Source organism: Winogradskyella psychrotolerans (assembly GCF_018860545.1).
Taxonomy (GTDB): domain Bacteria; phylum Bacteroidota; class Bacteroidia; order Flavobacteriales; family Flavobacteriaceae; genus Winogradskyella; species Winogradskyella psychrotolerans_A.
Genome location: NZ_JAHKPN010000002.1, coordinates 1 through 14,472, shown reverse-complemented (window position 1 = coordinate 14,472; position 14,472 = coordinate 1). Strand labels below are relative to the sequence as shown.

The 14,472-nt window shown below is 33.7% G+C and carries 14 protein-coding genes; 7 read left to right on the top strand and 7 right to left on the bottom strand.

All coding sequences use genetic code 11. The annotated features are described in order from the left end of the window. Positions 1 to 353: 353 nt before the first annotated feature. From KO515_RS00080 to KO515_RS00070, 3 genes are all read right to left on the bottom strand, one after another. Positions 354 to 2,252 (bottom strand): amidophosphoribosyltransferase, encoded by a 1,899-nt coding sequence (locus KO515_RS00080; RefSeq protein WP_215934342.1) that lies wholly within the window; start codon positions 2,250 to 2,252, stop codon positions 354 to 356. Between the two features lie 68 nt (positions 2,253 to 2,320). Further along, positions 2,321 to 3,247: a PfkB family carbohydrate kinase gene (locus tag KO515_RS00075; protein ID WP_215934341.1), complete on the bottom strand. Its 927-nt coding sequence runs from the start codon at positions 3,245 to 3,247 to the stop codon at positions 2,321 to 2,323. A gap of 232 nt (positions 3,248 to 3,479) precedes the next feature. After that, a complete protein-coding gene (locus tag KO515_RS00070) occupies positions 3,480 to 4,187 on the bottom strand; it encodes a hypothetical protein (RefSeq protein WP_215934340.1) in 708 nt (235 codons plus the stop codon). A 345-nt stretch (positions 4,188 to 4,532) separates the two neighbouring features. Between KO515_RS00070 and KO515_RS00065 the strand changes: the two genes are divergently transcribed. Further along, complete coding sequence (locus KO515_RS00065) at positions 4,533 to 6,098, top strand: T9SS type A sorting domain-containing protein (protein ID WP_215934339.1); 1,566 nt, start codon at positions 4,533 to 4,535, stop codon at positions 6,096 to 6,098. A 157-nt stretch (positions 6,099 to 6,255) separates the two neighbouring features. On the opposite strand, the gene KO515_RS00060 is transcribed toward KO515_RS00065, so the two are convergent. Further along, entirely contained in the window at positions 6,256 to 6,897 is a 642-nt protein-coding gene (locus tag KO515_RS00060; RefSeq protein ID WP_215934338.1) for a ribonuclease H1 domain-containing protein, read from the bottom strand. Positions 6,898 to 6,923: 26 nt separating this feature from the next. Then, positions 6,924 to 7,487, bottom strand: a complete 564-nt coding sequence (locus tag KO515_RS00055; RefSeq protein WP_215934337.1) for a phosphoribosylglycinamide formyltransferase — start codon at positions 7,485 to 7,487, stop codon at positions 6,924 to 6,926. Between the two features lie 274 nt (positions 7,488 to 7,761). Here KO515_RS00055 and KO515_RS00050 point away from each other — a divergent pair, with 274 nt between their 5' ends. The 5 genes from KO515_RS00050 (at position 7,762) to pyk (ending at position 12,064) form a co-directional block, all read left to right on the top strand. Beyond that, on the top strand, positions 7,762 to 7,995 hold the full coding sequence (locus KO515_RS00050) for an acyl carrier protein (RefSeq protein WP_013869581.1): 234 nt from the start codon (positions 7,762 to 7,764) through the stop codon (positions 7,993 to 7,995). A 13-nt stretch (positions 7,996 to 8,008) separates the two neighbouring features. Further along, on the top strand, positions 8,009 to 9,259 hold the full coding sequence (fabF, locus tag KO515_RS00045; RefSeq protein ID WP_215934336.1) for a beta-ketoacyl-ACP synthase II: 1,251 nt from the start codon (positions 8,009 to 8,011) through the stop codon (positions 9,257 to 9,259). 7 nt (positions 9,260 to 9,266) lie between these two features. Further along, positions 9,267 to 10,007: a ribonuclease III gene (gene rnc, locus KO515_RS00040; protein WP_215934335.1), complete on the top strand. Its 741-nt coding sequence runs from the start codon at positions 9,267 to 9,269 to the stop codon at positions 10,005 to 10,007. A gap of 130 nt (positions 10,008 to 10,137) precedes the next feature. Next, complete coding sequence (locus KO515_RS00035) at positions 10,138 to 10,617, top strand: IPExxxVDY family protein (protein ID WP_215934334.1); 480 nt, start codon at positions 10,138 to 10,140, stop codon at positions 10,615 to 10,617. A gap of 4 nt (positions 10,618 to 10,621) precedes the next feature. Continuing rightward, positions 10,622 to 12,064: a pyruvate kinase gene (gene pyk / locus KO515_RS00030; RefSeq protein WP_215934333.1), complete on the top strand. Its 1,443-nt coding sequence runs from the start codon at positions 10,622 to 10,624 to the stop codon at positions 12,062 to 12,064. Positions 12,065 to 12,188: 124 nt separating this feature from the next. On the opposite strand, the gene dinB is transcribed toward pyk, so the two are convergent. Beyond that, complete coding sequence (dinB, locus tag KO515_RS00025; protein ID WP_215934332.1) at positions 12,189 to 13,301, bottom strand: DNA polymerase IV; 1,113 nt, start codon at positions 13,299 to 13,301, stop codon at positions 12,189 to 12,191. Between the two features lie 90 nt (positions 13,302 to 13,391). On the opposite strand from dinB, the gene KO515_RS00020 reads away from it, so the two are divergent. Further along, positions 13,392 to 13,859, top strand: coding sequence for a CYTH domain-containing protein (locus KO515_RS00020; RefSeq protein WP_215934331.1), 468 nt, complete (start codon positions 13,392 to 13,394; stop codon positions 13,857 to 13,859). A 56-nt stretch (positions 13,860 to 13,915) separates the two neighbouring features. On the opposite strand, the gene KO515_RS00015 is transcribed toward KO515_RS00020, so the two are convergent. Next, positions 13,916 to 14,472: OmpA family protein (locus KO515_RS00015; protein ID WP_215934330.1), on the bottom strand; the 557-nt coding region annotated here is incomplete at its 5' end.

The window sequence follows — 14,472 nt, the reverse complement described above, 5'->3', positions numbered from 1 at the left end:
ATGGTGAGTCAAATATAAGAGGACAATATTGTAAGTAATGCATTTTTTGGATAAACGACCTATATATTAGTCTAAGCGTGGAAACTGTAATGCTTATGTGGTTGTAGGAGTAAAAAAATGAGTTTTAAGTTAAATAACAAGACTTAAAGTAATACTTTAACAATAATGCATAAAAAAAGGTGAACGAAGTTCACCTTTTTTTGCCCCAAATCTACCATGAACTTAACCTACTTATGTTATGGTGAGACCAATGTATATTTAATTTGTTAAAACCAATTAATAATCGGACGAAATACATATTAATCCGACAAAATACTTATTTAATCGGATTAAAAGAACTTTAAACGGCTGTTTTAATACGCACGTCTATTGTTGCCTTCATAAAAATTAATAAAAGCTCTATTTACAACTCTATTTCCTCCAGGTGTAGGGTAATCTCCTGTAAAATACCAATCTCCTAAGTTTTTAGGACAGGCTTTGTGCAGGTTTTCAACAGGTTGAAAAATAATTTTAACTTCAGCTTTGATATCTTCACCTCCTAATAATTCTGAAATTTTATCGGAAATTTGTTCATCTGTGAAATTAGCATAGATTTCCTTTACATAATTGACCACATTTTTATCCTTAATATTAACTTGCTTAATACATTTATGATATACCTCTTCAACAATATGATATTGATTATTATCTTTTAATAATGCTAAAGCAGCTTTAAACGCAATTAAAGTTTCAAGATTTGCCATATCTATACCATAGCAATCGATATAGCGTATTTGAGGGGCAGAAGAAACCACAATAATTTTCTTGGGGTTTAATCTATCCATCATTTTAATAATACTCTTTTTAAGCGTTGTACCTCTTACAATACTATCATCAATGATAACTAAGTTGTCTGTTGGTTTTATAACGCCATAAGTCACATCGTAAACGTGAGCTACTAAATCATCTCTACTGCTGTCTTCAGTAATAAACGTTCTTAATTTTACATCCTTAATGGCTATTTTTTCTATTCTTGGACGCTCCGATAAAATTTCCGTTACCGTTTCTGCAGATAGTTTTCCTCCGCCATTTAAAATAGATTCCGTTTTCTTTTCGTTAAGATGATCCTCTACGGTTTCAATCATGCCGTAAAACGACGTTTCTGCTGTATTTGGAATATAAGAAAACACACTATTTTTAGTGTCATTGTTAATGGCTTCTAAAACTTTAGGCATTAATAAACGGCCTAGCATTTTGCGCTCTTGGTAAATTTCGGCATCACTTCCACGTGAGAAATAGACGCGCTCGAAAGAACATGCTTTTCGTTCTAAGGGTTCTAATATTTTTTTAATTTTAGTTTCACCAGATTTTTTGGTGATAATAGCATGTCCGGGTTCTAGCTCTTTTACGTCTTCAAAAGGGACATTAAAAACGGTTTGAATTACTGGGCGCTCAGATGCTACTACAACAATTTCATCATCCTTATAATAGTAAGTTGGTCGTATACCTGAAGGGTCTCTTAATACAAAAGAATCTCCGTGTCCTAATAAGCCAGCCATAGCATAACCACCATCCCAATTTTTAGCGGCACGCTTTAATATTTTACTCACTTTTAAACGTTCTGCAATCAATGGAGAACATTCATTTTTATTGTAACCTTCTTTCTTTAAATCTTTATAAATTTTAGAAACGGCATCATCTAAGAAATGGCCTATTTTTTCCATTACAGTAATGGTGTCGGCTTTTTCTTTTGGATGCTGACCAATTTCAATAAGATTGTCAAAAAGTTCGTTAACATTTGTCATGTTAAAGTTACCAGCAACAATAAGGTTACGGTGCATCCAATTGTTTTGTCTTAAAAACGGATGAACACTTTCTACACTATTTTTTCCGTAAGTACCATAACGAACATGGCCTAATAAGACTTCGCCAATGTATGGGATTTTACTTTTTTGTAACTCTACATTGTTTTGATACTCAGGATTTCTGGTGAGCTCATCATTAATGCGTTCATTAATTTGAGCAAAAATATCTTGTATCGGTTGTTGTGCTATAGATCGCACACGACTTATATACCGTTCTCCTGGTTTAACGTCTAATTTAATACTTGCAAAACCAGCTCCGTCTTGTCCACGGTTGTGCTGTTTTTCCATCATTAGATACATTTTGTTAACACCGTAAAAAGCACTACCGTACTTTTCTTTATAGTATTCTAATGGTTTTAAAAGTCTAATAAGTGCAATTCCACACTCGTGTTTTAAAGCATCACTCATGATTAATTTTTCCCTTTTTATTTTATAATGATGAAATAAAAAACGCGCTCAATTTTGAGCGCGTTAGTTTATGTTAATTCGATATCAAATTGGGTTAGACTCTTAAATTGGTCTAAGCGTTTGTAAATTTCTTTATCTGTTAGGTTTTGCATGCGCTCTGTTCCAAATTTCTCCACACAAAACGAGGCTAATGTTGAGCCGTAGATAACGGCTGTTTTCATGTTTTCAAAAGAAAAGTCGCCTGTTTTTGCCAAATACCCAGCAAATCCACCAGCAAAGGTGTCACCTGCACCAGTTGGATCAAATACTTCTTCTAATGGAAGCGCAGGAGCATAGAACACATTTCCATTGTGAAACAATAACGCTCCGTGTTCACCCTTTTTAATGACTACATATTTTGGACCCATTTCGTGAATCTTTCTTGCGGCAACCACCAAAGAGTATTCACCAGATAATTGTCTGGCTTCTTCGTCGTTAATAGTAATAACATCTACGTTTTTAATTACAGAAAGTAAATCGTCTAAGGCAATGTCCATCCAAAAATTCATGGTGTCTAAAATGGCTAACTTTGGTTTTTTAGTCATTTGGTTTAATACACCTTGTTGTACTGCTGGGTGTAAGTTCCCTAACATAACAACATCTGCATCTTTATAGTTTTCTGGTACAATTGGATTAAAATGTTCTAATACATTTAGCTCAGTTACTAACGTATCACGAGAGTTCATATCGTTATGATATTTTCCACTCCAAAAGAACGTTTTACCATCTTTTACGATTTCAACCCCTTCAATATCTACATTTCTATTTTTTAGAAGCTCTAAATATTCTTGCGGAAAATCTCCACCAACAACAGAAACAGCTGCTGAATCCACATTAAAATTTGAGGCTGATAAACCTATATATGTTGCTGCTCCACCAAGAATTTTATCGGTTTTACCAAAAGGTGTTTCAATAGCGTCAAAGGCTACAGTGCCAACAATTACTAATTTACTCATAAAAGTAGTTTGAATTAAGGTGCAAATTTACGTAAAATATATTCCTTGTGAAACATGAAATTTTACAATACTAATTAGGTCGTTAATTCTTGTTGAGGTAAGTGGATTAAGTGTAATATTGGTATTATAAAGTTAAGTATTTGATATAAAGAAGCCACAATTTAATAATTGTGGCTTCTTTATATTTTAATAGCAAAAATAGAGGCTATTTATTATGGCTTAATGCGGTTCTTTATAATTTAACCATACCAATATGACATTGGGTACCAGTTAAAGAAGATGAGCCATTATCTACATTGTTTACATAATATTTAATTTCAACATTATCACCAGCGTTGAAAAGATATTGAAATGTACCAGTAACACCAAAATGATCGCTGCTATTAAGCGCAGCAACACCTCTAGACAGATAGGCAACACGCACATTATCTACAAATACAGCAAGAATATATTTTGTGCTTCCCGATCTCAAATTAGAGGTAGACCAGCTTGCATTGATCAAGTAGCTTCCTGCTTTAAGAATTTCTATTTCACCATCACCAACTACGTTAAAATAGTCTGTATTATTTGCTTGGATTTCTGCAGATCCTACTGGTAAATTATAAAAATTTCCGTTAGTTGAACTCATAGTTCCGGCTGAACCCGTGTACATAGTTAAAGAAGGTGCTGTTTCTTCTTCAGCAGTTAAGCGTTTCCAAATGCTGCCTGTATAAACTTCTAAACTCTCTGTAGTGGTATTGTAAATAGTAAGACCATCTGCTGGGGATGATATAAGATCACGTTCTCCAGTTGTAAGTCTAGGTAATAATAAGCCTTTGTCTGTGCTTTCTAGATCTAAAATACTAGATGAATCTGGGTTTTCTGTTCCTATACCTACTTGGGCAAAACTTGCAGTGGTGCATATTAATAATACACCTAATAAATTTAAAATGGACTTCATAGTTTATTTTAATTAACTTTAATATAAAGACAAATTAACATTAAAATTTATTAAATATCTAATTTAAATATTCTGAATAGGCAATTTTAGATAATGCTTTAAGAGAATACGTTATCTATAATATACGATAATGCATTTATTGTGAGGTATTTGGGTCTTGTGGCTTATGTTTTATTGTTGGAGTGTATTTAATTTGTTAATTTTTTAATAATAACTTTACTGAGTCTTATAACATAACTATAAATTAATCTGATTCCGATTAGTTTATGAATTTTATGTTTATTTTCTTGAAAATTAAAAATTATTAGTGTTTATTGCGTGTTACCTTATTAAATACTGATAAAAATGAAATATCGTTTTCTTGTTTTACTATTAATTATTTGTTTAAATATTGATGCTCAGGACCTATCTAATACTATGACTGTAACTGCTGGGACTGCTATGATAATAAAATCTGGCACCTCATTAGATGCTGGTGAATTTAATCTTAAATCGACTTCAGATCGCTTTGCGACCGTTTTGGATGAAACTGGAGGTATTTCTTCAGCAACTGTTGTTAATTATGATAGGTATGTTAATATTGTTAGTGATGGTTCTAACACCGGAAATGATTTAATAGCATTACCAGTTAAAACTGCAGTTGCTACTTTCGGAGACTTTTTAAACTACAGTGCGGATTATAATGTAACTACTAATTCACAGTCAATTCCAACGAATGGCACTTTGTATGCGTTTGGTCCTTATAATAATGTCAATCAATCTTATACTAACTATGCTTCAGCTACTTCAGGTAATGGAGATGTGTTAGAGCGTGCTGTTGGTTATAGAGCTGCCACTAACTTAGGGGGAACTTTAAGATTCACAGGTACAATTTCTCAGAGTACAGAAACGGTTAGTATTACAACAGCTGGAGGAAACAAATGGAACTCTGTCGGTAACCCATATCCTACTTATTTAGACTCACAAGTGTTTTTAACAGAGAACGGAGCTAATTTAGATCCTTCTGCTACTGCAATTTACGCTTATAATAATGGATTGGAATCTGGTGAAGGAGTTATTGGAAACTTTACAATCATAAATAATCTTGTCAATACGACAAAGAAAATAGCACCAGGTCAAGGGTTTTTAGTTGCAGATTCTGGAGCTACTGATAATGAGATTAGCTTTACAACGGCGATGCGTGTGTTTAGTGGTTCAGATGATTTTATACCAGGAAGAGACGAAAATACAAATCAGATGTTAAGGTTAAAAGCGGAACACGCTAATGGAAACTTTGCTACAGAGATATACTTTAATGGAAATTCTACTCAAGGTTTAGATTCTGGTTATGATGCCAAACTTTACGGAGAGGCTTATCTTAATTTTTCATTGTATTCGCATTTGGTTGAAGATAATGTTGGAACAAGCATGGCGATTCAAAGTTTAGGAACTATAGATGTCAATGATGTGGTTATTCCTTTAGGTCTTAAGGCATCACAAGGACAGCAGGTAACCTTTAGTATAGAGGATACTTCCCTATCAAATGATGTTGAAGTGTATCTTGAAGATAATCTTGTAAATACATTTACCTTATTAAATGAAAGTAATTATACCTTTGTTGCAAATACAGAGTTATCTGGAACCGGACGATTTTATTTAAGATTTGGTAATACAACCTTGTCTCAAATTGATAATGAACTTAATAGCCTAAATTTATATACTGCTAATCAGAGGATTTTTGTAGAAGGCCAGTTATTGGAAACAACACAGGTTGATGTTTATGATACTTTAGGACGTTTGGTTATGGGGTCTCGTTTAGAAACAGGTTCTACAACAAATGAAATTGACGCAACACAATTAAGTGCAGGTATTTATATTGTTAAATTAACAAATGAAAAACAAAAGCTTTCTAAAAAAGTAATTCTTAAGTAATAGTAAGAAACGTTTAAATTTTAATGGGCTAAGTATTAAATCTGTATTTAATACTTAGCCCATTTTCTCTTTGTGTTTATTTTAAATTGTAATCCTATAACCTCCCTATCGTAATGAGAGGGGTTTTAGTACGTTTCATGGGATATATGGTGCGTCGTTATTTTCGCCCAAAATCAGCTGGAATTTCTCCCCAAGCCTTAGTCTCCCATTTTACTATAGTGGTAGAATAGTCATTGGTCTTTAGCCATTCAACAGCGCGATCAACCAAATCATAAACAGGTTTGTTTTTGGCATTCCGTTCCAATTTTGAATTGCATGTCTTTTTACGGACCCAACTCATGGCTGTTCTAGAATCGGTGTACATAATGCGATTACTCTTATGTTGTTTTAGAAACGCTAAACCATGTACTAAAGCTAAAAATTCACCAATATTATTAGTGCCTTGTTCAAAAGGGCCTTGATGAAAAAGTTGTTTTTTTGTTTTGGTATCCACACCTCTGTATTCCATGATACCTGGGTTTCCACTTGAAGCGGCATCGACCGCAATGGAATTATAATTGGGTTGCCCAATTTTTTTGAGTTCTGCATCGGAAAGTCCGCTTGAAAACGATTTGTTTTTTCCAATGTAGTCAAAGTAATTCCCTTTTAAAGCTTTTTCGGCTTCGTCACGTGTGGGAAATGATTTGTATTGTGCGCCTTGGAAATCTTTTATTTGAGCTTTACAGGCATTCCAAGTGTTGTAAACGCCTTTCTTATGGCCTTTCCAAACGGTGTAATATTTCTTTTTCTTTTTACTCATGTTTAGTTCCTGTGAATACGGGAATCTTATTTTAATAACTCGTTAACGACCTCTGGAAAATGCTGCATCTCTAACAAATGAATCTTTTTAGCAACATCTTCGGCAGAATCCGTAGATAAAACGGAGCACTTTGCCTGAAAAATGATGGCTCCTTCGTCATAATTTTCATTGACATAATGAATGGTAATACCAGTTTCAGTTTCTTTATTTTCAACTACAGCTTGGTGCACATTCATGCCGTACATTCCTTTTCCTCCATACTTTGGTAACAGTGCAGGATGAATATTAATGACTTTATTATTAAACGATTTTAATATGAATTCAGGAAATTTCCAAAGAAAACCTGCTAATATAATAAGGTCTGGTTGCGATGCTTTTAAGATGTTTAAGACATCATCTGCTTTTGAGAATGCAACTCGGTTGAATGATAAGGCGCTGACATTTAGTTTTTTACAGCGATCTAAAACTTTGGCATGAGGATTGTTAGTGAGTACTTGAATAACAGACGCCTTATCGCTGTTGTGAAAAAACTTGATTAAATTTTCAGCATTAGAGCCACTTCCGGACGCAAAAATTACAATTCGTTTCATCAATTCGTTTATATTTTAAATTGTTGTTTGATGGAATGCACTAATTTAAAATCACAGAATGCACTGCAACCTTTGTTTAAGCTCATTTCATTTACAGATATAGGTCTTCAATTATTCGAACAAAAAAAAGAATAATAATTAACAATTAGAGCAATTTCAAAATACTTTATCTTTATTTTTACTAAAATTACAAACACATTTTAACGGTAAAGATGATTATTCAAATAAAGTTTTTTATTTTTGCCATCTAATTAAAACTTAAAATTAAAAAATTATGTCAGACATTGCATCACGAGTAAAAGCGATTATCGTAGATAAATTAGGTGTTGATGAAAACGAAGTTGTAACTGAAGCAAGCTTCACAAACGATTTAGGAGCGGATTCATTAGATACTGTAGAATTAATCATGGAATTCGAAAAGGAATTCGATATTCAAATACCAGACGATCAAGCTGAGAACATAGCAACAGTTGGTCAAGCAGTTTCTTATATAGAAGCAGCAAAATAATAACTCAATTTTTATGGAATTAAAGCGAGTCGTAGTAACAGGTTTAGGTGCAATTACACCAATAGGAAATACCAAAGATGAATATTGGGAAGCTCTTATTAGTGGTAAAAGTGGTGCCGCTCCAGTAACACATTTTGATCCTGAAAAGTTCAAGACCAAGTTCGCTTGTGAAATAAAAAACTTTGAAGTTACTGACTTTATTGATAGGAAATTAGCAAAGCGAATGGATAAGTTTTCGCAGTATGCAATGGTCGCTTCAGATGAAGCAATTGTAGACTCAAAACTAGATTTAGACGCTGTAAACAAATTGAGAGTAGGAGTCATTTGGGGTGCCGGTATTGGTGGTTTAGAGACATTTCAAGATGAAGTGTTAAACTTTGCTGCTGGTGATGGAACACCTCGATTTAACCCCTTCTTTATTCCAAAAATGATTGCTGATATAGCCCCGGGAAACATATCTATAAAATATGGTTTTATGGGTCCTAATTATACCACGGTATCTGCTTGTGCGTCTTCTGCAAATTCAATGATCGATGCTCTAAACACGATTCGTTTAGGGACTTGTGACGTGATTATTACAGGAGGTAGTGAGGCTGCAGTTACTATAGCTGGTATGGGAGGATTTAATGCTATGCATGCTATGAGTACTCGTAACGATGATCCTCAGACAGCTTCTAGACCATTTGATGCTAACCGAGACGGTTTTGTATTAGGTGAAGGAGCAGGAGCGATTGTTTTAGAAGAATACGAACATGCGAAAGCAAGGGGAGCTAAAATCTACGCAGAAGTATTAGGTGGAGGTTTGTCTTCAGATGCTTATCATATGACAGCGCCACATCCTGATGGTATTGGTGTTGTTGCGGTAATGAAAAATTGTTTAGAAAATGCTGGTTTAAATCCTGAAGATGTAGATCATATTAATACACATGGAACATCAACACCATTGGGTGATGTTGCCGAGTTAAAAGCTATATCAGAAGTATTTGGCAGCCACGCTAAAAACATAAATATTAATTCTACAAAATCTATGACAGGACACTTGTTGGGTGCTGCCGGAGCTATTGAAGCTATTGCTTCTATTTTAGCAATGGAGAATGGTATTGTACCGCCAACAATCAACCATGAAACGGTTGACGAAAACATAGACCCAGAGTTAAATTTAACGCTCAATAAAGCTCAGAAACGAGATATTAAAGTCGCAATGAGTAATACATTTGGATTTGGCGGACACAACGCTTGTGTATTATTTAAAAAAATAGATTAAATCCCGAATGAGCTTCATTCGTAACATATTAAATTCCCGTTCTCAACAAGACGGGAATTTTTTTTTAAAAATTAAAGAGATTATTGGGTTTAAACCCAAGTCTAATTCACTCTATATCACGGCGTTTACTCATCGTTCTATGAATTTAAAGGACGATAAAGGCAATGCTATAAATTACGAACGCTTAGAATTTGTTGGCGATGCCATCCTTGGTTCCGTTATTGCAGGTTATTTATATGAAAAAGTACCGCATGGAGATGAAGGCTATCTTACCAAGATGCGATCTAAAGTAGTCAGTAGAGAACATCTTAATAAATTAGGTGAAGAATTAAGGCTTATAGATTTTGTTGAAAGTAGAATTCCGACCTCTAATTTTGGAAATAATATTCACGGTAATCTTTTTGAAGCCTTGGTTGGTGCTATTTATTTAGATAAGGGTTATAGTTATTGTGAGAAATTCATTTACAAGCGCGTTATAAATCCACATGTAGATATTGAATCTTTAGAAGGTAAAGTTATTAGTTATAAAAGTTTATTGATAGAGTGGTGCCAAAAAGAAAAGAATACTTTTGATTACGAAGTATACGAAGACACAGGTAAAGATGAGTTAAAGCACTTTTCTGTAAAACTTACTATTAATAACAAGGTGGTTTCTAAAGCTAGAGCAACATCAAAGAAAAAAGCGGAAGAGAAAGCGTCTAAACGTGCCTTTTTTGCTTTACAAAATCAAATTACTAAGGTTCAGTAAAATTAATTCTTAACAAAATTAAATCAATTTAACTATAACGTTTTCGTAGATTTAAAAATCTAATCTTAGCATATTCTTAATAAACTTAAGCGATTAATATACTATATTTACCGCTCAAAGTTATAATTGTATGGCTTTACATAAACTTCAAGTAGATGATTTCTACGATGATTCCTATAAACTAATAGCGATTCATTGTAGGTTAGAAGATTATCGATTGGCCTATTTGCTCAACAAGCATTTAGAGCTTAAGTTAGAACGTAAGCAGAAAGATATAGACTTTAAATATTTAGAATCCTCATACAGTATTTATGAATGGGACAATGAAACGGAATATGTGTTATGGAATTTAATTTCTAACGTGTGTCAAAAAGAAGAGGAAAGTTTAAGTAGTACAGGAACATTATTTAGTGATTCTGAAAAAGTGCTTAAAACATTCCACTTAATTTCCGAATATAAAAAAGTAGATTATTTCATTAAAATTTCAGACGAAATACAGAATGTAGATGAAAAGCTGATCTTAAATAAGATACAAGCTATTCCCAAAGTTATAACAAGTTATACGGTAGATCCGTTAAAAATAAAGTCGAAAGACCATTTAATATTTTAAATTGATGTCAATAAACAAAAAAACAAAAATAGTAGCAACTTTAGGCCCAGCAACTAGTACAAAAGAAGTATTAAAAGCGATGCTAGATGAAGGCTGTAACGTATTTAGAATTAATTTTTCTCATGCTGATTATACAGACGTTGAAGAACGTATTAAAATGATTAGAGAGCTGAATGAAGAGTTTGGTTATAACGCTTCAATTTTGGGGGATCTGCAAGGTCCTAAATTACGTGTCGGAACCATGCAAGGTGAAGTGTTTGTAAATCCAGGTGATGAAATTATATTTGCAACTGGTGAACGTTTCGAAGGAACTAAAGAAAGGGTGTATATGACCTATGAGAAGTTTCCACAAGATGCACAACCTGGTGAACGCATATTGTTAGATGATGGAAAATTAATTTTTGAAGTCGTATCAACAGATAAAGTTTCTGAAGTAAAAGCCCGGGTTATACAAGGAGGTCCTTTAAAATCTAAAAAAGGAGTTAACCTTCCAAATACGAACATCTCACAACCTGCTTTAACCGAAAAGGATATTGAAGATGCTATTTTCGCAGTTGGGCAAAAGGTAGATTGGATAGCATTATCATTTGTGCGTCATGCAGAAGATTTAATGCAATTAGAGCGTTTAATCAGTGAGCATAGTGAGCATAAAATTCCAATTATAGCTAAAATTGAAAAGCCAGAAGCAGTTGAGAATATCGATAAAATCGTAGCCTATTGTGATGGTTTAATGGTGGCTCGTGGTGATTTAGGCGTAGAAATTCCTGCAGAAGAAGTACCATTAATTCAAAAGCAATTAGTACTTAGAGCTAAACGCGCTAGAATTCCTGTAATTATTGCTACCCAAATGATGGAGACTATGATTACAAGTTTAACTCCAACACGTGCGGAGGTGAACGATGTAGCGAATTCCGTTATGGATGGTGCCGATGCAGTAATGTTATCTGGTGAAACTTCTGTTGGTCAATATCCTGTACAGGTTATTCGTCAAATGTCTAATATTATTCGTAGTGTAGAAGATTCGCCACTTATAGAAGTGCCGCAATCACCACCTCATATTCGCACTAAGCGATATATTACAAAGGCTATTTGTTATCACGCAGCTAATATGGCGAACGAGATTAATGCAAGAGCGATTTCAACTTTAACCAATAGTGGTTATACAGCATTTCAGATTTCGGCATGGAGACCATCAGCTCATATTTTAGTCTTTACGTCAAACAAACGTATATTAACACAATTGAGCCTTCTTTGGGGAGTTACAGCATTTTATTATGACAAGTTTGTAAGTACAGACGAAACGATTGAAGATGTAAATGCCATGGCTTGTAAAAAAGGGTATTTAGAAGTAGGAGATATGCTAATTAGTTTAGCCGCAATGCCAATTCAAGATAAAGGTATGGTGAATACCTTAAGAGTATCTGAAATTGAAAGCTGTAGTTTCTAAACAATAGCTATAATAAAGATAAAGTAAATGCAGTATTGTTTTAAATGATAGTGCATTTTTTAGTTTGTAAAGGTTTAATCTGAAGTCTATGGATTTTAAAGATAATTCGCAGATTATCAGAAGATTAAAAGCCAAATTTTAACTGAATACTTACGGATTTCTTTTCCAGATTTGTCGGCTGGGTTGTTTTAGAAGATTCCGTATTTAAATTAGACATAGAAATACCCAAAAGCCGAACAGAATTTTTCATAGAGTTTTGATAAAGTAAATCCTTTGCAATTTCTAAAATTACGGTTTTTTCTCTGACAAAATAGGGTAAGGTTTTACTGCGTGTCTGTAAGGTAAAATCGCTATATTTTATTTTTAAAGTGATGGTTTTTCCGGCGACTTTACTTTTAGATAGTCGTTTAGAGACTTCTGCCGCTATATGCTCTAATTTTTCCAACATAAAAATTTCAGAGGAAAGGTTTTCATTAAAAGTACGTTCTGCTGCTAAAGACTTTCTAATACGATTAGGTTTGACTTCGCTTGTATGTATGCCTCTTACGACGTCGTAATAATAGCGACCAGATTTCCCGAAGTGTTCGGTTAAATACTGTTGTGATTTCAGTTTTAAATCCTTGCCCGTAAAAATACCTTTTTGGTACATTTTTTCAGTAGTGACTTTTCCTACACCATAAAACTTTCGAATATCTAAATCTTCTAAAAATTGAAGGACATCTTCAGGATTTACAGTTTTTTGTCCGTTTGGTTTATTATAATCGCTTGCTACTTTGGCGATGAACTTATTAATTGAGATGCCTGCGGAAGCCGTTAAGCCAACTTCGTTAAAAATACGTTGTCTTATCGCTTCTGCGATTAAAGATGCACTAGGAAATCCTATTTTGTTTTCTGTGACGTCTAAATAGGCTTCATCTAGGGATAATGGTTCTACTAAATCGGTATATTCAAGAAAGATCTTTCGGATGCGTTTAGAAATTTCAGTATAACGTTCAAAATCGGTTTTTACAAAAATAAGCTCAGGACATAATTTTATAGCTAATCGTCCAGACATGGCACTTTTGACTCCAAATTTACGAGCTTCATAACTTGCAGCACTGACAACACCTCGTGTTCCTCCACCACCAACAGCAATAGGTTTGCCTTTAAGTTCTGGATAATCCATCTGTGCTACAGAGGCATAAAATGCATCCATATCTACATGAATTATCTTTCTTATTGGAAAATCGTTAGGCATACTGTAAATTTATGAATTCCTACGACGTCAGTTATCTCTAATTAAAGAATAATAACAAATAAAATTGATGTGTATACGCAGGATTCAATTATGGTAGAAATAGAACGAAAATTTTTAGTGAATTCTGATGCTTTTAAAATAGAAGCCTTTAACAAATACAGTATAAAACAAGGCTTTTTAAATAGTGACAAAGAACGAACTGTTCGTGTACGCTTAAAAAAAGAAACGGGTTATATAACAGTTAAAGGTAAATCTTCAGCAAATGGGTTATCGCGTTTTGAATGGGAAAAGGCAATTACAGTAGCCGAAGCAGAATCTCTTTTAAATTTATGCGAGAATGGGTTTATTGATAAGATGCGCTATGAGGTTAAATCTGGAATTCACACGTTTGAAATAGATGAATTTTATGGTGATAATGAAGGTTTGATTATTGCTGAGATTGAGCTAAACTCGGAATCTGAAAATTTTGAAAAACCACATTGGCTGGGCAAAGAGGTGACAGGTGATGTTAGATATTATAATTCGCAATTAAGTAAAGTGCCATTTAAAACATGGTAAAAGAAAAGCCTATTCGTTTTAAAGAATAGGCTTTACAAAATATTATGTTTTAGAAGTTATTCAGCTGTTGGGCTAACAATAATAAACTCTGAGCGTCTATTTTCTGCATGTTGTGCTTTAGTACAACCGCCTGAACAATCTACTTTAGGTTCCGTTTCACCTTTACCTTCTCCAGTAATACGAGCTTCATCAATACCTTTAGAAATGACATACTGAACGGTCGTTTTAGCTCTACGATCAGAAAGTGCGTTGTTATAAGTATCGGTTCCTCTATTATCTGTATGTGAGGTTGCTTTAATAACCATTTCAGGATATTTGTTCATTATCTGAACTAATTTATCTAATTCAAACGCCGCTTGTGCTGTAATGTTTGACTCATCAAATTCGAAGAAAATTGGTTCTAAATTAATCGCTTCATCTACAATTAACTTCTCAATAGGATCTAATGAAATCTGAACATTGTTTTCTTCGTCGTTAGAACCTTTTACTTCTACTTTTTTACTGTCAAAACCATCCATTACAACTTCAAGTTCTGAATCTTCTTCACATTCTACAATGAATTCAGCAACACCCTCTTCATTAGTTGTTTTTGATACTAGCTTATTACCTTCAG